Here is a 22,939-nt window from a genome sequence, read left to right on the forward strand (position 1 = left end):
CCGGCAACACACCTACAGTCGACGCCTCCAAGGCGGAGCAGCCCATCCATCCCCATAAAGCAAGCAGCAAGAAGTGACGACAGAAAATCCTGATGGCAACGCCTCCCTGGAGGACCGGATCCTTGGCGGCCTCGACGCGGAGCAGCGGGAAGTGGCCACCACCCTGGCTGGCCCTCTCTGCGTGCTCGCCGGAGCCGGCACCGGCAAGACCCGCGCCATCACCCACAGGATCGCTTACGGCGTGCACTCGGGGGTTTACAGCCCGCAGCGGCTTCTGGCGGTCACGTTCACGGCACGCGCGGCAGCGGAAATGCGCAGCCGGCTCCGCGACCTCGGGGTCGGAAACGTCCAGGCCAGGACGTTCCACGCGGCTGCGCTGCGGCAGCTCCAGTTTTTCTGGCCGCAGGCGGTCGGAGGGGCGCTGCCCAACCTGCTGGACCACAAAGCACAGATGATCGCCGAGGCCGCCCGCCGGCTTCGGCTGAGCACCGACCGCGCCTCCATCCGGGACCTGGCATCGGAAATCGAGTGGGCCAAGGTGTCCATGCTCACGCCCGCCAACTACCTGGAAAACGCGCAGGACAGGGGCGCGCCGGGAGGCTTTGACCTCACGGCCGTGGCCCGCGTGTTCCAGGCCTATGAGGACGTCAAGACCGACCGCAACGTCATCGACTTCGAGGACGTCCTCCTGATTACCGTGGGCATCCTGCAGGAAGACCCCAAGGTGGCGGCGACGGTCCGGGAACAGTACCGGCACTTCGTCGTGGACGAATACCAGGACGTTTCCCCGCTGCAGCAGCGCCTCCTGGAACTCTGGCTTGGCGGCCGCAACGAATTGTGCGTCGTGGGTGACGCCAGTCAGACCATCTACTCGTTCACGGGAGCGTCCCCGAAGCACCTCCTGGGGTTCAAAGCCCAGTACCCGGACGCAAACGTGGTCAAGCTGGTCCGGGACTACCGGTCCACTCCGCAGGTGGTCAAGCTGGCCAACGAGCTGCTGGCCTCACGGCGGAGCGGCGGCCCGGCGGCCGATGCGGCCTGGGCTGCGCCGCTGAAGCTGGTGGCCCAGCGCAACCCCGGACCGCAGCCGCAATTCACAGAATGCACTGACGACGAAGCCGAAGCTGCAACGGTCGCGGGCAAGATCCGTTCTCTCCTCGACGACGGCGTGCCGGCGAGTGAGATCGCTGTCCTGTTCCGCACCAACGGCCAGTCAGAGGCCTACGAGCAGGCTCTTGCCTCAGCCGGGATCGGCTACCAGTTGCGCGGCGGCGAGCGGTTCTTTGCGCGGAAGGAGGTCCGGGATGCGATCCTGCAGCTCCGGGCCGCCACCCGTGCCGTATCTGAGTCCGAGCCCCAGCCCCTGGGACAGCTGGTGCGCGACATCGTCGCGTCCCTCGGTTACACGGACACCGCCCCGCACAGCGGCGGCGCACTGCGGGAACGCTGGGAATCCCTGGCCGCGCTGGTGGCCCTGGCGGACGAGCTGGCGCAGAACCGGGGCCCGCAGTTTGGCCTGGCTGACTTTGTCACCGAGCTTCAGGAGCGCTCCGTTGCCCAGCATGCCCCGACCGTCCAAGGGGTCACGCTGGCGTCCCTGCACGCGGCGAAGGGCCTCGAATGGGACGCGGTATTCCTCGTGGGCATGAGCGAAGGCCTCATGCCCATATCCTTCGCAGACTCTCCCGCCGCGGTGGACGAAGAACGCAGACTGCTGTACGTCGGCATCACGCGCGCCCGCGAGCACCTGTCCCTCTCCTGGTCCACCGCCCGGACCCCCGGCGGGCGCGCCAGCAGGAAGCCGTCCCGCTTCCTCGACGGGCTGCGCCCGGACTCGGTGGCCAGCTCGGCCGTCAGGGGGAAGGGAGCCGCGCCGCGCCGCAAGGCGGCCGCCCCCGCTTCATGCCGGGTCTGCGGCAGCATGCTGGCCAGCGGAGCCGAGCGGAAGGTTGGCCGCTGCAGTCAGTGCCCGCCCAGCTATGAGGAGCAGACGTTCAATGCCCTCCGTGAATGGCGCAAGGAGGTCGCGCATTCCGCGGACGTCCCGGCTTTCGTGGTTTTCACCGACGCAACCCTCACGGCCATCGCCGAAGCCCGGCCGTCTTCCCTTGAGGAACTGGCCCGGCTCGCCGGCGTTGGTCCGTCAAAACTGGAGCGGTACGGCGAGGAAGTCCTCGCGGTGCTGACGGAAAGCAGCACGTTCTGATGCGCGGAAAACTTGAGACCAGCACGCCATTGACCACACACGACGGCGCGCCCGTGGAGGTCCGGCGCTCCGCCCGGCGTCGCCGCACAGTTGCGGCCTTCTGGGAGAACGGCACCGCCGTCGTCGCAATCCCCGCCCACTTCAGCCGTGCGCAGGAAGCCGACTGGGTTCACCGGATGCTGGAGAAGCTCCGGACCCAGGGGGAGAAGCGCTCCAGCGGTGCGGGGCGGCGGCCTTCCTCGGACGCGGCGCTGGCCACACACGCTGCGGAGCTCTCGGCCAGATACCTCGGTGGCAGGTCGGCCCCGACATCGGTCCGCTGGGTCAGCAACCAAAACTCGCGCTGGGGCTCAGCCACCCCGTCAGACGGGTCCATCCGGCTCTCAGACAAGCTCCGGCCCATGCCCCAGTGGGTCATCGACTATGTGCTGCTACATGAACTGGCGCACCTGCTGGTGGCAGGACACAACGCGGCGTTCTGGAAACTGCTGGAGGCTTATCCCGAGACGGAACGTGCCAAGGCTTTCCTGGAGGGCGTCTCGTTCGCCACGTCGCGCGGACTCGCGGCCGGCGAAGCAGAACCGGCGCTTTAAATGACCGCTGGTTGAGCTTCGCGAAACTGGGTTTCGACGAGCTCAACCAGCGGGTCCGCCTAGTTCTTCGGAGCGTCGCCCTCGTCGCCGTCGGCCTTTTCGTCGCCGGCGGGCTTTTCGCCGTCGTCCCCGTCGCCCTCCGCGGGGCTGTCAAAACCGCCGTTCAGCAGCTTCTGGAGGGCGTCGTCCACTTCGCTGTCACTGGCCTCGGCGAGCTTGCGGCGTTCGCTGAACCCCTTGGGATCGTCAAGATCCTCGGCAGTGGGGAGCAGATCGGGATGCTTCCAGATGGCGTCGCGGCCGTCGATGCCGCGCTCGGCCTTGAGCGATGCCCACAGCGTGGCGGCTTCGCGGAGGCGGCGCGGCCGCAGCTCCAGCCCGACGAGGGACGCGAACGCGTGTTCCGCGGGGCCGCCAGTGGCGCGGCGGCGGCGGACCGTTTCGCGGAGCGCGGCAGCAGAGGGAAGCACTTTTTCCGTGGCGGCAGCCGTGAGCTCGTCCACCCACCCCTCGACCAGGGCCAGCGCGGTCTCCAGCTTTTGCAGCGCCTGGTCCTGTTCCGGCGTGCGCTGCGGCATGAAGACGCCCTGCGACAGGGCCTCCTGGATTCCCTCCGGGTTGCTCGGGTCAAGATCCCGGGCGAGCTCCTCGATCCGCGACGTGTCGATGTGGATGCCGCGGGCGTAGGCTTCGATGGCACCGAGCAGATGCCCGCGCAGCCACGGAACCTGGACGAACAGACGCGCATGGGCCGCCTCGCGGACGGCGAGGAAGAGCCGGATGTCGTTTTCGGGAAGGCTGAGCCCCTCGCCGAACTTGGCCACGTTGCCGGGAAGCAGCGCCATCTCCAGATCGGCCAGCGGAACGCCGATGTCCGTGGAGCTGACCACGTCGGTGGAGAGCGCTCCGATGGCCTGGCCCAGCTGCATGCCGAAGATGGCACCGCCCACGTTCTGCAGCATGGACGAGGCGCCGCCCATCATGGACTTCATCTCCTCCGGCATCTGCTCCGTCATGGCGGTGGAGAGGGCGTTGGCCACGCTGTTGGCCACAGGCTCCGTCAGCCGCTTCCAGGTGCCGAGTGTCTCCTCCACCCATTCGGCGCGGGACCACGCCTTGCCGATCAGGCCGGTAGCGGGCAGATCCGTGACCTGGTCCAGCCAAAGCTCTGCCAGCCGCAGCGCCTCATCCACTTCGCGTGACTGTGCGGATGTGACGGAGGGATCGGAACTGCCGGCCGCCACGCGGCGGGCGTTGTCGTGGGCGAGCTTCCAGTTGACGGGGCCTTCCGAGGGCGCGCTCATCATGGCCTGCACCTGGGAGAACATCTGGGCCAGCAGGTTGGGATCGTTGGGCAGCCCTGCGGCTTTGGCCAGTTCTGCGGGGTCGATGTCACCAAGGCCCTTGCCGCCCATGAGGTTCTGCAGCATCTCCGCCAGCGGATCCTTTGGATTTTCGTCGCCATTGGACGGATTGAGTGGATTGGAGGTCATGATCCCGCCGATCGTCGGTGTGACTATTAATCAACTTCACGCTACCCCTGTGCGGGAGCGACTGTCTGCCGAAAGCAGGGACTTTCGCTGTAGGCAAAGAGCTAACGGCAGGCCGGGACGCGTAGTGTTAGAAGCCGGAACGTATGTAGGCTGCGCCCGGCCGTCCGCCGGGCTGCGGCACGGTGCAGCGCTGAACGACGCGGTGCGGAGAGGTCCTTCAGTGACGATTACCAAGGGCGGCCAGCCCGCAGAGGAGTCCCCGGCGCCCGCCGCCGGTGGCGGGAATCCCGATGGAACTGAGGATGCCCGCCGGTCCCGGCGTGCCCGGGGCAGGGATCCCCGCATCTCCGCGATGACCCTGTCCGGGCTTCTTGCGCTCGGGCTGGGCGTGACGGCCGCCGTCCTGCCGGTCCCGTATGTGGTGGAATCGCCCGGGCCCACGTTCAACACACTGGGCACGGAAAATACGAAGCCCGTGATCAGCGTTTCCGGCCGCGAGACGTTCCCGGCCAAGGGAAACCTCGATCTCACAACTGTCTATGTCGACGGCGGTCCCAACGGTCCCGTTAGCGTCTTTGAGGCGTTCTCGGCGTGGCTTGACGACTCTAAGGCGGTGTACCCCGAGGAACTGATCTTCCCGACGGGCGTCACCAAGGAGGAATCGCAGCAGGAAAGTGCCGTGGCCATGGCCACGTCGCAGGAGAACGCTGTGGCGGCGGCCCTGAAAGGGCTCGATATTCCGTACGGGCAGAAGCTCGAAGTGGCGGACCTGTCCGAGGGCTCCGCCGCGCAGGGCAAGTTGCAAAAGGGCGACGTCTTCACCTCCATCAACGCCAAACCTGTCACGTCACTGGAGGTGATCCAGGAGGAACTGGCCGCCGGAAAGGGGAAGCCTGCCGTCGTCGTCGTAAGCCGGGACGGCAAGCAGATCACGGAAACCGTGACGCCGGCAAAGAACCCGTCCGGTCGGTACATCCTGGGCGTACTGCTGCAGTACCGCTTCACTTTCCCGTTCGACGTGAAGATCTCCCTGGACAAGGTGGGCGGCCCGAGCGCCGGGATGATGTTCGCCCTGGGAATCATGGACACCCTGACGCCCGGGGATCTCACCGGCGGAAAGCACATCGCGGGGACGGGCACCATCAGCCCCGACGGCGTGGTGGGCCCGATCGGCGGCATCGCGGTGAAGATGCACGGGGCCCGGGCTGACGGCGCCTCCATGTTCCTGGCCCCGGCTGCGAACTGTGCAGAGGTTGTGGGGCATATTCCGGACGGGCTGCAGGTGGTCAAGGTGGAAAACCTGGACGAAGCAAAGTCCGCCGTGGAGCTGGCCGCCAAGGGTGCCGACACGTCGGGACTTCCGGCCTGCACCAACAACTAGACTAAATCGAGGAACTAAGGCTCCGGTCCGCTCGTGGCACTAATTGACAGACGGTGCCGGCGCCATGCAGGCCCTCACTGAAAACTCAAAATTTAAGATCAGCAACTGAAAAGCTATGAGGTACGAGTTTGTCCCGTCCTGCCAGCCCCACCCCGCCCGGAAAGCTCCAGACAAGGCGCGGTGCCCTGACGCCCACGCTCATCGTTGTTGCGCTGGTTGTTGTCGGGTTCATCTTCTTCGCCAATGTGTGGACGGACGTCCTGTGGTACCAGCAGCTTGGCTACTTCCAGGTGTTCCTGACTGAGAACCTGGCCAGGATCGGCATTTTCGCCACCGGCTTCCTCATCATGTTTGCGGCAGTGTTTTACGCGATCCGCATCGCCTACCACGCCCGCCCGGTGTACGCGCCGGACTCCGAAATCCGGGACAACCTCAACCGTTACCAGGCGCAGCTGGAACCTGTCCGGCGGGTGGTCATGATCGGGCTGCCCGTGCTGTTCGGGCTCTTCGCCGGCAGCGCCGCCTCCAGCCAGTGGCAGAAGGTCATGCTGTTCTTCAACCAGGAGTCCTTCGGCCAGAAGGATCCGGAGTTCGGGCTCGACATCGGCTTCTACCTGATGACGCTGCCGTTCCTGGGCTTCGTCACCGGGTTCCTGATCAGCGTGGCAATCGTGGCCGGCATCGCGGGCATTCTCACGCACTATCTCTACGGCAGCATCAGGATCATGGAACGCGGCATCTTCACCAGCCGCGCAGCGCAGATCCACCTCGCCGTCACCGGCGCCTCATTCCTGATCCTGCTGGGCATCAACTTCTGGCTGGACCGCTACTCCGCCTTGCAGAACAGCGGCGGCCGCTGGGCCGGCGCCCTGTACACCGACGTCAACGCCGTCATCCCCACGAAGGCGATCCTGGCCGTGGCGGCGGCCCTCGTCGCCATCCTCTTCATCGTCGCGGCCGTTATCGGTAAGTGGCGGCTTCCGGTCATCGGTACGGCGATGCTGGTCATCACCTCCATCCTGGCCGGCGGCGTCTACCCCTGGGTCATCCAGCAGTTCCAGGTCCGCCCGTCCGAGCAGACGCTGGAACGGAAGTACATCGAGCGCAACATCGGCATGACCCGGGCAGCCTACGGCTTGGACCAGGTAAAGGTGGAGCGGTACAACGCCACCACCACCACCACCCAAGGCGCCCTGGCCACGGACGCGCAGACCACGGCCAACATCCGGCTCCTGGATCCGAACCTCATCTCGGACGCCTTCTCGCAGCTTGAACAGTTCCGCCCGTACTACCAGTTCCCCAAAGCGCTCAACGTGGACCGGTACATGGTGAACGGCAAGATGCAGGACACCGTCATCGCCGTGCGCGAGCTGAACCCGGACGGCCTCGCAGCCGACCAGCAGTCCTGGCTGAACCGCCACGTCGTGTACACCCACGGTTACGGTGTTGTTGCCGCGAAGGGCAACAAGTTCACGGTCGACGGAAAGCCGGAGTTCCTGCAGTCCGGCATCCCGTCCACCGGCGTCCTGGGCACCGACGCGACCTACGAGCCCCGCATCTACTTCGGCGAGGACTCCCCGGAGTACTCGATCGTGGGTGCCCCGGAAGGCGCACCGCACCGCGAGCAGGACCGGCCGGCGTCCAAGGAAGGCGGCGAGACGCAGTACACCTTCACCGGAAACGGCGGCCCGAACGTCGGCAGCTTCTTCAACAAGGTCCTGTACTCGATCAAGTTCCAGTCCTCCGACCTGCTGCTGTCCGACGGCGTGAACGAGGCCTCCCAGATCCTGTACGAACGCAACCCGCGGGAACGCGTGCAGAAGGTGGCGCCGTACCTGACGGTCGACGGCAACGCCTACCCCGCCGTCGTTGACGGGCGGGTCAAGTGGATCGTGGACGGCTACACCACCAGCCAGTACTACCCGTACTCCCAGCAGGAGCAGCTCTCCGACGCCACCACGGATTCACAGACCACCGCCGGCCGCAATGTGGCGCTGCCCAACAGCTCCGTGAACTACATCCGCAACTCGGTCAAGGCCACCGTGGATGCCTACGACGGTTCCGTGACGCTGTACGCGTGGGATGACCAGGATCCGCTCCTGAAGGCCTGGCAGAAGGTGTTCCCTTCCACCCTGAAGCCCTACTCGGAGATGTCGGCCGCGGTCATGAGCCACGTCCGTTACCCGGAGGACCTGTTCAAGGTGCAGCGTGAGCTCCTTGGCCGCTACCACGTGACTGATCCCGTGAGCTTCTACAAGAACGACGACGCGTGGAGCGTTCCGAACGATCCCACCGTGTCCCAGGAAGTCAAGCAGCCTCCGTTCTACATGTCGCTGCAGATGCCGGACCAGAAAACACCGGCGTTCCAGCTGACCTCGTCCTACATTCCGCAGGTGGTCAACAACAACGCCCGCAACGTGCTCTACGGGTTCCTCGCGGCCGACTCCGACGCGGGCTCGAAGAAGGGCGTGAAGGCGGACAGCTACGGGCAGCTCAGGCTCCTGCAGGTTCCGCCCGAAGCCCAGGTGCCCGGTCCCGGCCAGGCGCAGAACAAGTTCAACTCTGATCCCACAGTGTCCCAGGCGCTGAACCTGCTGCGGCAGGGTGCATCGGATGTGCTCAACGGCAACCTGCTGACACTTCCCGCCGGCGGCGGCATGCTCTACGTCCAGCCGGTGTACCTCAAGTCCACGGGTGAGACCTCCTACCCGACCCTGCAGCGGGTACTCGTGGCCTTCGGCGACAAGATCGCCTTCGAGCCCACCTTGGACGAGGCCCTCAACAAGCTGTTCGGTGGCCGGTCCGGAGCCAGCGCCGGAGACTCGCCAAATAGCGGAAAGACACCCACGTCTCCGGGCACAACACCGCCTTCAACGGGCTCGGCGGATGCCAAGGCGGCGCTGAAGGCAGCTCTGGATGAAGCGAATGCGGCCATCAAGGCCGGCCAGGCCGCACTGGCGAAGGGCGACTTTGCGGCATACGGCGAACAGCAGAAGAAACTGTCAGCCGCGCTGCAGAAGGCGCTCGACGCCGAAGCGAGGCTAGGCGGCACCGGAACAGCCAGCAGCCCGACGTCGCCGTCTGCGACGCCGTCACCCAGCAACTGACCGACCAGCAAACCTACTAGGCAGTTTCTGACCAAGTGACTGGCCGGCCCTCCCCGCAAAAAGGGGATGGGCCGGCCTTTCGCATTGCCGGAGACGCAGATCACGTCGTTTGGATTTGGCCTCCTGTTCACCGGCCGGTAGAGTAGTTCTTGCGACGCGGGGTGGAGCAGTTCGGTAGCTCGCTGGGCTCATAACCCAGAGGTCACAGGTTCAAATCCTGTCCCCGCAACTGACGAAGAAAGCCCGGATCACCGTTTGGTGGTCCGGGTTTTTTGCTGTCCGCATACTGTCGGACTGCGCGAGGTGTTGACGATGGCCCGGGCGAAACAGCCGTGGTCAAAGCCGCCGCGAAAGTAGGGTACAGTTGATCAAGCGACGCGGGGTGGAGCAGTTCGGTAGCTCGCTGGGCTCATAACCCAGAGGTCACAGGTTCAAATCCTGTCCCCGCAACAATGAAGAGGCCCCGACCGGTGATAACCGGCCGGGGCCTCTTGCTTTCCCGGTAGCTTTTGTTCACGTATTGGCTGTTCCTAGTATTCTCTTTGGCAGGGCCCGAGCGTTTCTGCGGGGCAGATGCCCGACCAAGCCATCCTCGAGAGGAATGTAGTTTCGATGTCCACAACGAAGAACAAAACCGGCACTGCGAAAGGCAAGCGGTCCAGGCTTTACTGGACGGTGCCGGCGGTCCTCGTGGCTGCAGTGCTGGTGGTTCTGCTCGCAAAGTGGGCCACGGGCCTTTCCGGTGTACAGTCCTTCCTGGCTTCATACCCGGGACATTCGGAGCTTCCCGCCGGCGCCCCCGTCGGATTCCCGGCCTGGCTGGAGTGGCAGCATTTCCTGAACGCCTTCTTCCTGCTGCTCATCATCCGTTCGGGCTGGCAGGTCCGCACCACCACCCGCCCCGGCGGCTATTGGACCCGAAACAACAAGGGCCTCATCAGGACCAAGACGGCTCCCACCAAGATCAGCCTGGAACTCTGGTTCCACCTCACGCTGGATGCGCTGTGGATCCTCAATGGGCTGGTCTTTGTGATCCTGCTTTTTGCGACCGGCCAATGGACCCGGATCGTCCCCACGTCCTGGGATGTCTTCCCGAATGCCGTCTCGGCCGCCCTGCAGTACGCATCCCTGAACTGGCCCACAGAGAACGGGTGGGTCAACTACAACGCCTTGCAGCTGCTGACCTACTTCGCCACGGTGTTCATCGCTGCTCCGCTGGCCTTCATCACTGGCCTGCGGATGTCCGCCGCCTGGCCCAAAAAGGCGGCAGGGCTGAACAAGGCCTTCCCCATCGAGGCCGCACGCGCAGTGCACTTCCCGGTGATGATCTACTTCGTGGCCTTCATTGTGGTGCACGTGTTCCTGGTCCTGGCCACGGGCGCGCTCCGGAACCTCAACCACATGTACGGCGGGAGCGACGACGTGAGCTGGGTTGGTTTCTGGTTCTTCGTTGCATCAGTCGCGGTAATGGTTGCGGCGTGGTTCCTGGCCCGGCCGCTGTTCCTGCGCCCCATCGCGTCGCTCATGGGCAAGGTCACCAGCCGCTAGCTTCTCACCGCTCCTTGAGCCGCTGGTAGGTGTCCAGCGCCCGTTCCCGGGATTCCTGCAGGACCACCAGAGGCCCTGGGTAGCCGGGAGCCGCTGACGGGTTCTTCCACGGCTCGTGCACCGTGCGGTCGTCCAACTCCGACAGTTCTGGGACGTAGCCGCGAAGGTAACTGCCTCCGGCGTCGAACTTCTTGCTCTGCGTGACCGGATTGAAGATTCGGAAGTAAGGGGAGGCGTCCGCACCTGAGCCCGCCACCCACTGCCAGTTGGCCGGGTTGTTGGCCGCGTCGGCGTCCACGAGGGTGTCCCAGAACCAAGCCTCGCCCACCCGCCAGTCGGCAAGCATGTTTTTCACCAGGAATGACGCCGCAGCCATCCGGACCCTGTTGTGCATCCAGCCGGTCCGCCACAGCTGCCGCATGCCCGCGTCCACCAAAGGATAGCCGGTGCGCCCCTGTTGCCAGGCCTCCAGTTCAGCGTCCGACGGCGTTTGCCAGGCAAAGTGGTCGAACTCCCGGCGGTAGTTTTGCGTGGCCAGATCAGGATTTTCGTACAGCAGCTGCCAGCAGAATTCACGCCAGCCCAGCTCGCTCCGGAAGATCCCGACGTCGGCCGGTGCATGGCGCGGGAAGCGTTCCCGGAGGGAATGCCAGACGCGGAAGGGACTGATCTCGCCGAAGCGAAGGTGCGGTGAGAGGCGGCTGGTGCCCTCGACGCCCGGCAAGTCCCGTCCCTTGCCGTAGTCCTCCACGGGACCGTCCAGGAAATCTTCCAGCCGTCCGTGGGCGCCGTCCTCGCCCGGGGTCCAGGTCCCGGCGAGGCCGCCGCTCCAGTCCGGCCGCCGGGGGAGGAGCCGCCAGCTGTCCAGCCGGTCACCGGCGGGCCGGCGGCCGGATGCTCCTGCTGCGGGCGGCGGCAAATGATCCGGGGCATCGGCCGGAAGCCGTGGTTCGGGTCCCGCCAGGCAGGAACGCCAGAACGGTGTGAAGACCTTGTACGGCCCGCCCGAGCCGGTGCGTACCGTCCATGGCTCGAACAGCAGGTTCGCCTGGAAGCTGGTGGCATCAATGCCCTGCCCGGCAGCCCACTCCTTGATTCCGGCGTCTATGGTCCGCTCCGGCTGCCCGTACCGACGGTTCCAGAATATTTTGTCCGCACCGGTTTCAGCGGCCAGGTCCTCGATGACCGGAGCGGCGGCGCCCCTGCGGAGCAGCAGCCGTGAATCCCGCGCTTCGAGGCTGGCCGCGAGGGCGGACAGGGAGTGGTGCAGCCACCACCTCGCCGCGGCGCCCAGCGGGCGGATGCCGGGGGAGTCCTCGTCGAGGATATAGACAACCGTCAACCGGTCCGGCAGTGCGGCCGCGGCGGCCAGGGCGGGGTTGTCATCGAGGCGCAGGTCGTCCCGGAGCCAGACAATGGTGGAAGCCATGAATTCACGCTACACGTCCCGGAGACGGCAGAGGCCGGGATCCGCTGGGATCCCGGCCTCATGCAACTTGGGAGACTACAGTTTGTCGAAGTCTGCCTCGTCCACCGTGGAATGCGACGCCGACGCCGTGGTGTCGCCAGCCCCGATGGCGGGTTTGGCGTTGCCTGACTTCAGCGCAGCCAGGCGGGCCTCAATCTCCGTCTGCTCGCCAAGGTCCTCAAGCTGGTTGAACTGGGCATCCAGGCTCGACGCGGCAAGCTCCTGCTGCCCGCGGACCTTGGCCTCTTCGCGTCGGATTTTCTCCTCGAAGCGGCCCACCTCGCTGGTTGGATCCATGAAATCGATGCTCTTGAGCGCGTCGTGGACCTGTGACTGGGCGGCGGCCGTCTTGGAGCGGGCCACGAGTTCGTTGCGCTTGCTGGTGAGCTGGTTCAGCTTTCCCTTCATCTGGTCCAGCCCGGTCTTGAGCCGGTCCACCACCTCGGTCTGGGACGCGATACTCGGCTCGGCGGCCTTTGCCTCGTTTTCCGACGACATCTGGCGCTGCAGGGCGACCTTGGCAAGGTTGTCGAACTTCTGGGCGTCGGCTGCGTTGCCGGCGCTGCGGAACTCGTCTGCCTTGCGGGACGCGGCCAGGGCCTTTTGACCCCAGTCCTGCGCGTTCTTGATGTCCTCGTTGTAGTCGTCCTGGAGCATGCGCAGGTTTCCGATGGTCTGGGCCACCGCGGACTCGGCTTCGGCAATGTTGTTGGTGTAGTCCCGGACCATCTGGTCCAGCATCTTCTGCGGGTCCTCGGCCTGGTCCAGCAGCGAATTGATGTTTGCCTTTGCCAGCTGCGCCATGCGGCCGAAAATGGACTGCTTCATGGTGTTACCTTTCGTCCTGCTCCGAGTTTGCCACTGAAATCAGTGACGTTTATGTACCGCTTCCACCCGCCGGCCCGTCGGTCCGGGCCGGCGCCTAGTCTTTGCTGGCTAGAAACTTCCCGAGTCCCCGCCGCCGAAGTCGCCCCCGCCGAAGTCGCCCCCGCCGAAGTCGCCTCCGCCGGAGTCGCCGCCCCAGCCGCCGTCGCTGTGGCCGCCACCCCAGCCGCCGCCGCTGCCGCCATTGAGAATGGAGTTGATCAGGATGCCGCCGAGGATGGCGCCACCCAGGCCGCCGCCTCCGCCGCCGCCAAACATGCCGCCCCGCCCGTATCCCTGGCCGTACCCCTGGTTGGCGTATCCGAAACTGTCGACGTCGGACTGGGCCAGCTGGGCCGCCTGGGCAGCCAGCGCATGTGCCTGCTGTGCGTAGGTCAGTGCGGTCACGGGGTCATTGCGTGAGATGGACAGCGCGTAATCGAGATTGCGCTGGGCCTCTGCCAACCGGGTCCGGGCTTCCGTGCCTACGCCGCCGCGCCGGGCCGTAATGTAATCCGAGGTAGCGCTGATCTGGGCCTGGGCCGACATGATGGTCTGCTGCAGGGAAGCCTGTGCCCTGCGCGCCTGTTCCTGCTGGTCCCGGACCCCGCCCAGCGCCTGGTCGAGGGCCTGGTGCGCCGACTCGACCCGCTCCAAAGTGGCGATGGGGTCAATCTTGCCGCTCTGGATTTCGCCCTTCACACGAGCGAGGGCGGCTTCGACTCCGGCCACGGGCCCCTCAAGCTCCGGGTGGGCGCCGGACTGGATCATGGCCCGCGCCTGGGCAAGGTCCTGGGTCGTGTCCACAACAGCGGACTCCAGTCCCTGGCGGGCCGAGTCAAGGTTGGCGGCCACCTTGGAAATTGCGTCCAGCAGCACGTTTGTCTGGTGCAGGCTCTCTTCCGCTGCGCGGACGGCGACGGCTGCGAGGCTGCCTTCTCCAGAAGCGAGCTTTTCACGCGCCGTGGCGCTGGCGTTCTGCACGAAGGCCAGCCGCTCTTTGGCCTGCGTGATGTTGTCCGCTATTTGGGCGAGGGCGCTGTCCGCATACTTGCCGCGAAGTTCCGCCAGGGTCTGATCAGCCCGGGCGATCTTCGCGTCTGCTTCCGCGGCGCCGGCATCCACTGCTGCGAGGGCCCGGGGCGCATTCTTCTCGAGTTCGCGCAACGAGTCGAAGTCCGCCTTCTGCTCCTGCAGCGATGCCAGGGCAGCCTCCGACCTCCGGATGATTTCGCCGAGCCAGCTTCGCTGCTGTTCTTCGGTGTCGGGGATGTGGTCGTCCAGCTGCTGCTGCAGCTTGAACGACTCGGACATGTGCGCCTTCGCCTCCTGGAGCGCCTTGGTGAAGTTGCCCACGGCCGCTTCCCCGTATTGCGCCTCGGCGAAGCCCAGTTCCTGTTCGCTGGACTTAATCGCGTCGTCTGCTTCGATCAGCAGGGAGCCGCTCTTCCTGCGCAGGTCCTCGATGCTCATGCCGGCCAGGGGATCGAGTTCTGCACCCTGCGGGCCGTAGCTTGCGCTGGATGCCTGGCCGGCCTTCTTACGCCTGTTGCGCAGGTAAAGGTACGTACCCGCGCCGCCGGCTGCGACAACGCCGGCGCCAACGAGGATGGCCGTGCCCGCACCGGCCCCTGACGGGACTGTTCCGCTTCCGCCACCGGCGGCGTCACCGATGGCGGCCGCAGTGTCAATGGCGGCCTGGGCAAAGTCCCTCTTGCCGCCGCCGAGGTTGGCCGCGATCGCGTTCTGCGTGATGGTGGTCCGTTTGGCGTAGATCGCGCTGGAGGTATTGGGCGCGAAGTAGTATTTGCCCTGGTCGGTGGCGATCGCCAAGATCACGTCAGCGGGACCCATGCCCTTTTGCTTTGCGACGGAATTACCCCACGCAGCAGGGTCGGCCGGATTTTCGAATGACTTCACCGTGACCACGTACAGGTTGTACTTGTGGTCCTTGAGGAGCTTCTGGATCGAGTCCTCAACCTCGCCCTTGCGGCTGCCGAGGACGTTCGCGTCGTCGACGATGTTTTGGCCGGAGGGGATGGTTACTGGATTATCGGCCCAGGCTGCCGCGGCCGGAGCCGCCAGCATTCCGGTCAGGCCGATCACGGCGAGTACACGTTTCAACATTGACCGCATGGCAACCCTTCAGCACGCCGCGGCTGGTTCGGGACGAACAGCCGTCATAGAATGCAGCAGCGCCCCCACGCCGGGTGTAAAGCCGCAGGTCGCTGTGGCAATTCTTCTTGATTCTATGGTGCACCAGGGGGACCGTCCACGGCGGGGAATATGCCACCAGCGAAAAGCGCTGGAGACCTTGGTGGCCCTCAAGAACCCTGGCTGGGACACCATTACGGGGGGCATTCAGGAACCTCCCAGCAAACGTCCGTTTTAGTTTCAGTCCGATCGTCCATAGTTAATACAGACGCGGATGAAAGGAAGTCCAATGACTGAGCACCCAGTACCGGGCGCAGCACCTGAGAACCGAGATCCTTCAGGGCGCCCTGTTGATCCGACTCCTCGGCCTGAGCCCGCCGAGGATCTCCAGCCTCCTGCACAGCAGGACGGCGAATACCGCACCGCCGGCGGTTCCGAGAACCCCACGGTGCGCCTTGACTCCGACAGCAACCCCACCCGGCCGTTGTTCCGGCCCGGGCAGGACGCAGGCCAGCCGAGCGCAGGCCAACCAGGCCCAGGCCAGCCTCGGGGAGCCCAGGCAGATGAAGGCCAGCCGTATGGCAGCCCCGCGGAGAGCCGCGAAAACTTCCAGCAGCGTTCCGGCGGTCCGCATCCCGTCTACCCCCAACGTGCCCCCTTCTACGGGCAGCAGTCTGCGCCGGCCACCCAGCCCACCGGCCCCCGGTACTCCCAGCACAGCAACCATTCCGCTTTCCAGGACAACCGTGCCAGCCAGCCCAAACGCAAGGCGACATTCGGCGTCGGCACGCTGGTGGCCAGCATCCTTGCCGCAGGGCTCGTGGGCGGCGGCGTTGCCACCGTAGGTTCCGGAAACTTGTTCGACGCCGGGAGCACCGCGCCGGCTGTCAGTTCCGGCAGCCAGCCCGGAACGGTGATCGTCAACAACCAGGACTCGGTCAACGAGATCACGGCCGCAGCCGTCAAGGCATCGCCGAGCGTGGTGACCATCAAGGCCACCAGTGGCAGCGACGGCGGCACCGGCTCCGGGATCATCCTCGACGACCAGGGCCACATCCTCACCAACACCCACGTGGTGACGCTGGACGGCGCCACCGCGAACGCCGACATTGAAATCCGCACGAATGACGGACGCGTCCTCACCGCCAAAGTCATCGGCACTGACCCGCTCTCCGACCTTGCGGTCATCAAGGTGGACAACCCATCCGGTCTCACGCCGGCAGTGCTGGGTGACTCCGGCAAGCTGAACGTCGGGGACACGGCCGTGGCCATCGGTTCGCCGCTGGGCCTGACCGGCACGGTGACGGACGGCATCGTCTCCACGCTTAACAGGACCATCAGCGTCGCATCCTCGGCCGCGCCCAAGGAAGGGACGGACAATTCCCAGGGGGGTGGCCAAGGCTTTGAGTTCGCTCCTCCGGGCCAGGGGCAGAGCCAGAACTCGGCCAGCAAGGGATCGATCTCCATCAACGTTATCCAGACGGACGCGGCCATCAACCCGGGCAACTCCGGTGGCGCCCTGGTGAACAGCAAGGGTGAAGTGATCGGCGTCAACGTCGCGATCGCCTCCGCCGGTGGCAGCTCCGCGGCAAGCGGAACAGGGAACATCGGCGTGGGCTTCAGCATCCCGATCAACCACGCCAAGCGCGTGGCGCAGGAAATCATCGACAACGGCAAGGCCACCCACGGACAGCTTGGCGTGAGTGTCCAGGAGAAGTCGGCATCCGCATCCGGGTTCTCAACGGGAGCCGATGTGGCTTCGGTGGAACAGGGCTCGGCGGCAGCCAAGGCCGGGATCAAGGTGGGCGACGTGGTGACGCGGTTCAACGACCTGGCCATCAGTGACCCGAACCAGCTGACTGCGGCTGTCCGCGAACAGCCGTCCGGTTCCTCGGTGAAGATCACGGTCCTGCGCAACGGCCGCGAACAGCAGCTGGACGTCACGCTCGGCGCAGCCGCAGAGCAGTAGGCAGCCAAAGAGCAGTAGGCAGCAGCAGAGCAGCAGCTGCGCCCAGCACGACGGCGGGCCGCACCTCTTGAGTTCCAGAGAGGGGCGGCCCGCCGTCGTTGTTCCTGCCTTTGCCTCAGGCCTTTGACACAGGCGTTAACGGGGCGTCATATGACGGGCCCAATATGGTTAGCTAGGAGCTACCCGTATCCCGGGCGTTCCACGGCCATGACCTCACCCGGCTGGCTATCCACAAGCACGGAAGGCTGCTGTAAATACAGTGGAAGAGACATTGAAGATCGTCGTCCTGGTCAAGCATGTGCCGGACGCCCAGTTCGACCGGCACCTCAGCGGCGAGGGCCACACCACGGACCGCGACGAGAGCATCCTGTCTGAACTGGATGAGTACGCCCTGGAAGCCGCGCTGCAGCTCGCCGAAGCGCGCGGGGGTGCCAAGGCCGGCAACAAGGTGATCGCTTTGAGCATGGGACCCGCCGGTGCCGTGAACGCCATCAAGAAGTCCCTGCAGATCGGCGCCACCGAGGGCGTGCACCTTACCGACGCCGCGCTCGCAGGCTCGGATGCAGCGGCAACCTCCCTGGCGCTCGCAGCTGCCGTCCGCCACCTCGGCGCGGACACCCCCGTGGACCTCGTGCTGACCGGCATGGCCTCCACCGACGGCGAGACGTCCCTGGTGCCTGCGCAGCTCGCCGAGCGTCTGGGTCTTCCGCAGGTAACCTTCGCCTCCTCCCTGGACGTGGACGGCGGACGTGTCTCGGCACGCCGCGATGCGGACACCCACTCGGAGACGGTTGAGGCGACCCTGCCCGCAGTGGTTTCCGTGACCGACCAGATCAACGAACCGCGCTACCCCAACTTCAAGGGCATCATCGCGGCCAAGCGCAAGAGCATCACCACCCTTTCCCTGGCTGACATCGGAGTCGATTCCTCCCAGGTGGGCCACGCCGGATCCTGGACCCGCGTAACGGCAGCCGAGGAACGCCCGCCGCGCACGGCCGGCACTATCATCACTGACGAAGGCGACGCCGGCATCAAGCTGGTTGACTTCCTGGCCGCCCAGAAGCTGCTCTAAGAGGACTCCACAACATGGCAAACGTACTGGTATTCATTGACAACCCCGGGCAGGCTCTCAAGAAGAGCAGCCTGGAACTCCTCACCATCGCCCACTCCCTCGGCGAAACCGCCGTGGCGGTCAACGGCGAACTGTCCGACGACGCCGCCGGCACCCTGGGTGCCTATGGCGCGGCCACCGTTTTCCGGCCGTCCGCAGCGGACCTCGACGACTACCTGGTTGCGCCGAAGGCCGCCTTCCTGGCTGCCGTGGCGGACAAGTCCGGTGCCACCACCGTCCTGCTCGAGAACTCACCCGAGGGCAAGGAAATCGCCGCCAGGCTCGGCATCCGGCTGGGCGCCGGAGTCATCACCGACGTCGTCGCGGTGGACGCCGACGGCACCGCCCAGAAGTCGGTGCTGGCCGGTTCATACACCACGACGGCGAAGGCCACCACCGCGGTCACCGTGCTGTCCGTGAAGGCGAACTCCGTGGACCCCGAGCCTGCGGCCGCTCCCGGCACCCCCGAGACCGTGACCGTTGACGCCCCTGCCGATGCCACCGCCGCGGCTGCCCGCATCACCTCCCGGGAACAGAAGGTTGCCAGCGGCCGCCCCGACCTCACCGATGCGCGCATCGTGGTGGCCGGCGGGCGCGGCCTCGACGGGGACTTCGGCCCCGTGGAGGAGCTGGCGGACGCACTGGGTGCGGCCGTGGGCGCATCCCGCGCGGCAACGGACGCCGGCTGGATCAGCCACGACGCCCAGGTCGGACAGACCGGAAAGACCGTTTCGCCGCAGCTCTACATTTCCGCCGGCATCTCCGGTGCCATCCAGCAGAAGGCCGGCATGCAGACCGCCAAGGTGATCGTCGCCGTGAACAAGGACGCCGAATCGCCCGTGTTCGAAATCGCGGACTTCGGCATCGTCGGCGATCTCTTCCAGGTGCTGCCGCAGGCAACGGAAGAAATCAAGAAGCGCAGGGGCTGAATCCTTGACCCCAAACACTGCGCCAGCGCAGAGCCCGTTCAATCCGGAACAGCACCGGATTGGGCGGGTGCTCTGTTTCTCAGCCCATCCCGATGACATCGATTTCGGCGCGGCCGGCACCATCGCCGCGTGGACCGCGGCCGGCGTCGAGGTCAGCTATTGCATCATGACCGACGGCGACGCCGGCGGCTTCGATCCCCGGCAGCGCGCCGAAATCATCGCCCTCAGGGCGGCCGAGCAGGAACGCGCCGCCGCCCTCGTCGGCGTCACGGACATCCACTACCTGCACCAGCGGGACGGGTACCTTGAACCGAACCACGACGTGATGCGCGGAGTGGTGAAGCTGATCCGCGAAGTCCGGCCCGACGTCGTGCTTTCCATGCATCCGGAGCGCAACTGGAAGCGCATCCAGAAGAGCCATCCGGACCATCTGGCGGTGGGGGAGGCGGTGACCCGTGCCATCTACCCCGCAGTGGAAAACCCGTTCGCGTACCCGGACCTCGCCGAGGCCGGCCTTGAAGCCTTCAAGCTTCCGTGGCTGTGGCTCTATGCCGGTCCGGAGGAGCGGGAAAACCATTTTGTGGATGTCACGGAGCATGTGGAGAGCAAACTCGAGGCGATCCATGTTCACGTCAGCCAGCATCCCGATGCGGAGGCCATGGAGGCCACGGTGCGGCGCGGCATGCAGGCAAATGCCGAACGTGCAGGCCTTCCTGCCGGCCGGAGCGCCGAGGCCTTCCACGTGGTCATGGTCAACGGTCCGGGGACCATCGCCGGCTTCTAGGCAGGCCCGGGCAACAACTCGCGGCCCGCCGCGACTTGTTGCCCCCTGTCAGGCGTTCAGCGGTGCGGCAGCCACGGTGGGGAGGGTCGGGGTAGCCGATCCGCCGACAGGCTCAACCGTGATGCCGAGCGCGGCCGCCGAGCCGATGCCCTTTACCAGGGCAGGCTTGGACAGCGCCTCCGCATCCATCAGTCCCTGCGAGACGGGAGTGGAGCCATCCTTCGGAATCAGCCACATCTGGTACACCTTGCCCGCGGGCGGCGGCGGCACATCCTTCATCCGCACCACCAGCGCATCATGCGACGGTGAGATCGAAACCGTAGCCGTGCCTCCGCCGTTGACGTCGACAGTCGCCTGCCGCGCGTCCTGGGCCTCGATGACCTGGTCGAAGGGGTCATTCTGGTTGGCCACGTACGCCCCGATCCCCACGCCGCCGAGCGCTATCACGGCAGCAGCCGCAACACCTATCAGCCAATTGCGGAGGCCCGCCGACCGGCGTCGTACTTCACGGCGCTGGCGCGCAGCGGAAAGGTCGTCAGCCGGGGCCGGCTCCGCCGCCCTCTCCGCGGCAGCGGTTGCCTTGGCCTCCACTGCCTCCGCCTCCGCTGCTGGTGCGGCAGCGGGAAGCTGCGCAACGATCCGGGCGAACAGGTCTGCAGGCGGCTCCTCCTCGGCCGTAAAGGACATTGCCAGAGTCTCCCTGGCCTGGCGGACGCGTTCGTTGAAGGACGCGCGTTCGGCCTCGGGAGCGCCGCTGACGTAGGTGTCGATGGCTTCCCGCTCGGCGTCGCTGATGGCGTCCAGAGCGTAGATTTCGGCCAACTCAACCGCCCGGCCGGCCGCAAGGTCGGTGGGAATATCGGCGGCAAATGCCCTGGGCAGCTGTCGCCCGCGGGAATCATTCGTGTCGGTCATTGTCAGCTCACCCCCAGGCAGGTCTTGAGTCGGATCAGTCCGTCGCGGATGCGGGACTTGATGGTCGGAACGGCCGCGTTCAGCTTTTCAGCCACTTCGCGGTAGGTGAGGCCGCCGTAGTAGGCGAGCCGCACGGATTCCTGCTGCGTCTCGGTCAGGGTCTCCAGGCAGCGCACCACCGCTTCGGCCTCGAGCCGGCTGTCCACTTCGTCCGACACCGAGTCGTGGTCGATGTCCTGGCTGGTGGCGCCATACCTGGCCTCACGGTCGGTCGCGGACTGTGAGGACCGGACCCTGTCCACGGCCCGGCGGTGCGAGATGGTCATGAGCCAGGCCAGGGGACTGCCGCTCGCCGGATCGAACCTCGCGGCGTTTTGCCAGACCTGCAGGAAGACCTCCTGGACGGTGTCCTCGCTGAGCTCCGGGTCGATCAGCACCCGGCGCGCCATGCCGAAAACCCGCCGCGACGTCAGCCCGTAGAACTCGGCAAAGGACGCCTGGTCGCCTTGGGCAATCCGCGCCAGCAGCTGTGCCAGCTGCTGGTTAAGGTCGACGGCGGTGCCGGGCGGCGCGGTGGCGTCAAAGTTCGGCGCGTTGGGAGTATCCATCACTCTCAAGCATAGGTCGCCTGCCGGCGGGCGCTGCACACCGTTTCCGTCCACGGCAGCATCGTGCCGGGCAAAACGGAATGCCGTGTTGCCTGGCCGTTGTGTTCTCACCTGCCGCTCCTTACGCCCCGTGGATATGCACACCCTTTGGACGTGCTCAGGAGGGATTCGGTGCGGCACAGGCCTTGGATGGGTGGCTGTGCAGGTGGGCCGGGCTCAAAGCTGTGCGCCGGTGAAACCCTGCTGGCGCCAGGCCTCGTAGACGGCGATGGATGCGGCATTCGCCAGGTTCAGTGACCGCAGTGAGGGCAGCATGGGCAGGCGGACGCGGGACGTGACGTGGGGATCGCGCTTCAGGTCGTCCGGCAGGCCTACGGACTCCGGGCCGAACATCAGGACATCACCGGGCCGGTAGGCGATGTCCGTGTAGGACACCTCGCCGTCGGATGTGAAGGCGAAGACGCGCTCCGGCTGCAGTGCCTCCCAGGCGGCTTCGATGTTGGGGTGGACGGTGACCACGGCCAGGTCGTGGTAGTCCAGGCCGGCGCGGCGGAGCTTGGCATCGGAGAAGTCGAAGCCCAAAGGCTCCACGAGGTGGAGTTCGGCGCCGGTGATGGCGGCGAGACGGATGGCGTTGCCCGTATTGCCGGGAATTTCAGGCGTGTGGAAGAGGATGCGGAACACCGTTCCATCCTAGCGTCGGCATACCGTCGCTCTTCGGACGTGGCCTCAGTGCATGCCCCTCAGCAGCCTCGCGAACACCGGGACGTTGACGGTGTTCGGTGCCGGACCGGAGGACAGGAAATCCTTGAGCCCGCGGGCCAGGCCGGCGGCATTGACCACCTGGACAATATCGGAGCCGCCGCGGGCGCGGCGGTGGCGGTCGATGACGGGTTCGTGGAGGTTTCCGTCCGGGCTGTGGACCACTGTCCAGCCGGTCACGTTGAGTTCGGGAAAGATGTCCTGCATCCGCCGGACCACCTGGGCCAGCTGCGGCGGGGCTATCGACCTGCCGCCGTGGTTCAGCGTGTTTCCGTCCCACGCATAGGCACCCTTGGGCAGCAGCATGGAGCCGATCAGCGCAAGCCGATACCCCGAGAGCAGCGCATGGTCAATGTGGCTGTTGTCTGCCGGGGACTGCAGCCCGTTGATCAGTCGCGCCGCAGGGATCGCGGGCAGGACCTGCCTGCTGATCAGCTGGACCGTGCGCAGCTCCCGCTGGATCCTGGCTTCAGCGCCGAAGATGCCCCGCTTCCTCGGCATGCCGTGGACCTGCTGGCTGGCCAGCTCCGGAGGGAGGAGCCGTACGGCGCCGGGCGTGTCGAAAGGCGGCACGTAGACGGGCGCGTCGGCGGAGGTGTTCCGGGGCGTTCCCGGCTTGTGGATCGTCGCGGAGGCGTGGCTGCCGGCAGCGGGGGCGTCGAAATGCGCCTCGTCGCCGTCTGCGCGGCCCCTGCGCGGGCCGGCCGCGTAGGAGCGGTCATAGGCGGCCCGCCGCTGGGGATCGATGAGCGTTTCATACGCCAGGGTCACCAGTCGGAACGTCGCGGCGTCGCCTCCATGGTCGGGATGCGAAACGCGGGCAGCCTTGCGGTAGGCCACCTTGATCTCCCTCTCCGTCGCGGTCACCGCCACGCGGAGCACTTCATAGTGGGAACTGCTGCCCTTGGTCAAGCACGGTCCTTAAGTCGTTGTTGCCGGCGTGCATGCGCGGCCCGGTGTGCCAAGCCAAGCATATAAGCCGGTCTTGACGGTCTTCCTGGAACAACGACCGCAGCAGGGGTGCCGGTTCCCGCCGGTGATAACGCA

Annotated in this window: 17 protein-coding genes and 2 tRNA genes; 11 read left to right on the top strand and 8 right to left on the bottom strand. The window is 66.1% G+C overall.

The window, feature by feature from the left end; all coding sequences use genetic code 11:
- The first annotated feature begins 73 nt into the window (after nt 1–73).
- Both AC57BR_RS22845 and AC57BR_RS22850 read left to right on the top strand, forming a co-directional pair.
- Nucleotides 74–2,206 (top strand): ATP-dependent DNA helicase UvrD2, encoded by a 2,133-nt coding sequence (locus tag AC57BR_RS22845; protein ID WP_496364730.1) that lies wholly within the window; start codon nt 74–76, stop codon nt 2,204–2,206.
- Nucleotides 2,206–2,799 (top strand): M48 metallopeptidase family protein, encoded by a 594-nt coding sequence (locus tag AC57BR_RS22850; RefSeq protein ID WP_496364732.1) that lies wholly within the window; start codon nt 2,206–2,208, stop codon nt 2,797–2,799. Before AC57BR_RS22845 ends, AC57BR_RS22850 begins: the two co-directional genes overlap by 1 nt.
- Nucleotides 2,800–2,858: 59 nt before the next feature.
- Here the strand turns inward: AC57BR_RS22850 and AC57BR_RS22855 are convergent, their stop codons facing one another.
- Nucleotides 2,859–4,292, bottom strand: a complete 1,434-nt coding sequence (locus AC57BR_RS22855; RefSeq protein ID WP_496364734.1) for a zinc-dependent metalloprotease — start codon at nt 4,290–4,292, stop codon at nt 2,859–2,861.
- Between the two features lie 220 nt (nt 4,293–4,512).
- On the opposite strand from AC57BR_RS22855, the gene AC57BR_RS22860 reads away from it, so the two are divergent.
- From AC57BR_RS22860 to AC57BR_RS22880, 5 genes are all read left to right on the top strand, one after another.
- Nucleotides 4,513–5,673 (top strand): YlbL family protein, encoded by a 1,161-nt coding sequence (locus AC57BR_RS22860; protein WP_496364736.1) that lies wholly within the window; start codon nt 4,513–4,515, stop codon nt 5,671–5,673.
- 128 nt (nt 5,674–5,801) lie between these two features.
- Entirely contained in the window at nt 5,802–8,780 is a 2,979-nt protein-coding gene (locus AC57BR_RS22865; RefSeq protein WP_496364738.1) for a UPF0182 family membrane protein, read from the top strand.
- Nucleotides 8,781–8,935: 155 nt separating this feature from the next.
- Nucleotides 8,936–9,009: transfer RNA gene (locus tag AC57BR_RS22870), tRNA-Met, on the top strand.
- Between the two features lie 147 nt (nt 9,010–9,156).
- Nucleotides 9,157–9,230 (top strand) — tRNA-Met (locus tag AC57BR_RS22875).
- A gap of 162 nt (nt 9,231–9,392) precedes the next feature.
- Nucleotides 9,393–10,328 (top strand): cytochrome b/b6 domain-containing protein, encoded by a 936-nt coding sequence (locus AC57BR_RS22880; protein WP_496364740.1) that lies wholly within the window; start codon nt 9,393–9,395, stop codon nt 10,326–10,328.
- A 4-nt stretch (nt 10,329–10,332) separates the two neighbouring features.
- On the opposite strand, the gene AC57BR_RS22885 is transcribed toward AC57BR_RS22880, so the two are convergent.
- The 3 genes from AC57BR_RS22885 to AC57BR_RS22895 form a co-directional block, all read right to left on the bottom strand.
- Nucleotides 10,333–11,757 carry a cryptochrome/photolyase family protein gene (locus AC57BR_RS22885; RefSeq protein WP_496364742.1) on the bottom strand — a complete coding sequence of 475 codons (1,425 nt, stop codon included), beginning with the start codon at nt 11,755–11,757 and terminating at the stop codon, nt 10,333–10,335.
- A 75-nt stretch (nt 11,758–11,832) separates the two neighbouring features.
- Entirely contained in the window at nt 11,833–12,624 is a 792-nt protein-coding gene (locus tag AC57BR_RS22890) for a PspA/IM30 family protein (RefSeq protein ID WP_496364744.1), read from the bottom strand.
- A gap of 108 nt (nt 12,625–12,732) precedes the next feature.
- The gene (locus tag AC57BR_RS22895) at nt 12,733–14,796 is read right to left on the bottom strand and encodes a TPM domain-containing protein (protein WP_496364746.1); all 2,064 of its coding nucleotides are present in this window, start codon (nt 14,794–14,796) and stop codon (nt 12,733–12,735) included.
- Nucleotides 14,797–15,103: 307 nt separating this feature from the next.
- Between AC57BR_RS22895 and AC57BR_RS22900 the strand changes: the two genes are divergently transcribed.
- The 4 genes from AC57BR_RS22900 (at nt 15,104) to AC57BR_RS22915 (ending at nt 19,607) form a co-directional block, all read left to right on the top strand.
- Nucleotides 15,104–16,783 carry a S1C family serine protease gene (locus tag AC57BR_RS22900; RefSeq protein ID WP_496364748.1) on the top strand — a complete coding sequence of 560 codons (1,680 nt, stop codon included), beginning with the start codon at nt 15,104–15,106 and terminating at the stop codon, nt 16,781–16,783.
- A 271-nt stretch (nt 16,784–17,054) separates the two neighbouring features.
- A complete protein-coding gene (locus tag AC57BR_RS22905; RefSeq protein WP_496365210.1) occupies nt 17,055–17,855 on the top strand; it encodes an electron transfer flavoprotein subunit beta/FixA family protein in 801 nt (266 codons plus the stop codon).
- 14 nt (nt 17,856–17,869) lie between these two features.
- Nucleotides 17,870–18,823: an electron transfer flavoprotein subunit alpha/FixB family protein gene (locus AC57BR_RS22910; RefSeq protein ID WP_496364750.1), complete on the top strand. Its 954-nt coding sequence runs from the start codon at nt 17,870–17,872 to the stop codon at nt 18,821–18,823.
- A 4-nt stretch (nt 18,824–18,827) separates the two neighbouring features.
- Nucleotides 18,828–19,607, top strand: a complete 780-nt coding sequence (locus AC57BR_RS22915) for a PIG-L deacetylase family protein (protein WP_496364752.1) — start codon at nt 18,828–18,830, stop codon at nt 19,605–19,607.
- A gap of 48 nt (nt 19,608–19,655) precedes the next feature.
- Here the strand turns inward: AC57BR_RS22915 and AC57BR_RS22920 are convergent, their stop codons facing one another.
- The 4 genes from AC57BR_RS22920 to AC57BR_RS22935 all read right to left on the bottom strand — a co-directional run bounded on the left by AC57BR_RS22920 (nt 19,656) and on the right by AC57BR_RS22935 (nt 22,804).
- Nucleotides 19,656–20,522 (bottom strand): anti-sigma factor, encoded by an 867-nt coding sequence (locus AC57BR_RS22920; protein WP_496364754.1) that lies wholly within the window; start codon nt 20,520–20,522, stop codon nt 19,656–19,658.
- A 2-nt stretch (nt 20,523–20,524) separates the two neighbouring features.
- On the bottom strand, nt 20,525–21,130 hold the full coding sequence (locus tag AC57BR_RS22925; protein ID WP_496364756.1) for a sigma-70 family RNA polymerase sigma factor: 606 nt from the start codon (nt 21,128–21,130) through the stop codon (nt 20,525–20,527).
- A gap of 216 nt (nt 21,131–21,346) precedes the next feature.
- The gene (locus AC57BR_RS22930; protein WP_003805026.1) at nt 21,347–21,814 is read right to left on the bottom strand and encodes a tRNA (cytidine(34)-2'-O)-methyltransferase; all 468 of its coding nucleotides are present in this window, start codon (nt 21,812–21,814) and stop codon (nt 21,347–21,349) included.
- Nucleotides 21,815–21,859: 45 nt separating this feature from the next.
- Nucleotides 21,860–22,804 (bottom strand): J domain-containing protein, encoded by a 945-nt coding sequence (locus tag AC57BR_RS22935; protein WP_496364758.1) that lies wholly within the window; start codon nt 22,802–22,804, stop codon nt 21,860–21,862.
- Nucleotides 22,805–22,939 lie beyond the last annotated feature (135 nt).

It is taken from the genome of Arthrobacter sp. BGA-UO-ETr-C19 (genome assembly GCF_059568005.1).

What these genes read in the sequence shown, in the direction of transcription:
- AC57BR_RS22850 (WP_496364732.1), top strand. Translation starts at nt 2,206, where the DNA reads ATGCGCGGAAAACTTGAGACCAGCACGCCATTGACCACACACGACGGC.
- AC57BR_RS22855 (WP_496364734.1), bottom strand. Translation starts at nt 4,292, where the DNA reads ATGACCTCCAATCCACTCAATCCGTCCAATGGCGACGAAAATCCAAAG.
- AC57BR_RS22880 (WP_496364740.1), top strand. Translation starts at nt 9,393, where the DNA reads ATGTCCACAACGAAGAACAAAACCGGCACTGCGAAAGGCAAGCGGTCC.
- AC57BR_RS22885 (WP_496364742.1), bottom strand. Translation starts at nt 11,757, where the DNA reads ATGGCTTCCACCATTGTCTGGCTCCGGGACGACCTGCGCCTCGATGAC.
- AC57BR_RS22890 (WP_496364744.1), bottom strand. Translation starts at nt 12,624, where the DNA reads ATGAAGCAGTCCATTTTCGGCCGCATGGCGCAGCTGGCAAAGGCAAAC.
- AC57BR_RS22895 (WP_496364746.1), bottom strand. Translation starts at nt 14,796, where the DNA reads ATGCGGTCAATGTTGAAACGTGTACTCGCCGTGATCGGCCTGACCGGA.
- AC57BR_RS22900 (WP_496364748.1), top strand. Translation starts at nt 15,104, where the DNA reads ATGACTGAGCACCCAGTACCGGGCGCAGCACCTGAGAACCGAGATCCT.
- AC57BR_RS22910 (WP_496364750.1), top strand. Translation starts at nt 17,870, where the DNA reads ATGGCAAACGTACTGGTATTCATTGACAACCCCGGGCAGGCTCTCAAG.
- AC57BR_RS22920 (WP_496364754.1), bottom strand. Translation starts at nt 20,522, where the DNA reads ATGACCGACACGAATGATTCCCGCGGGCGACAGCTGCCCAGGGCATTT.
- AC57BR_RS22925 (WP_496364756.1), bottom strand. Translation starts at nt 21,130, where the DNA reads ATGGATACTCCCAACGCGCCGAACTTTGACGCCACCGCGCCGCCCGGC.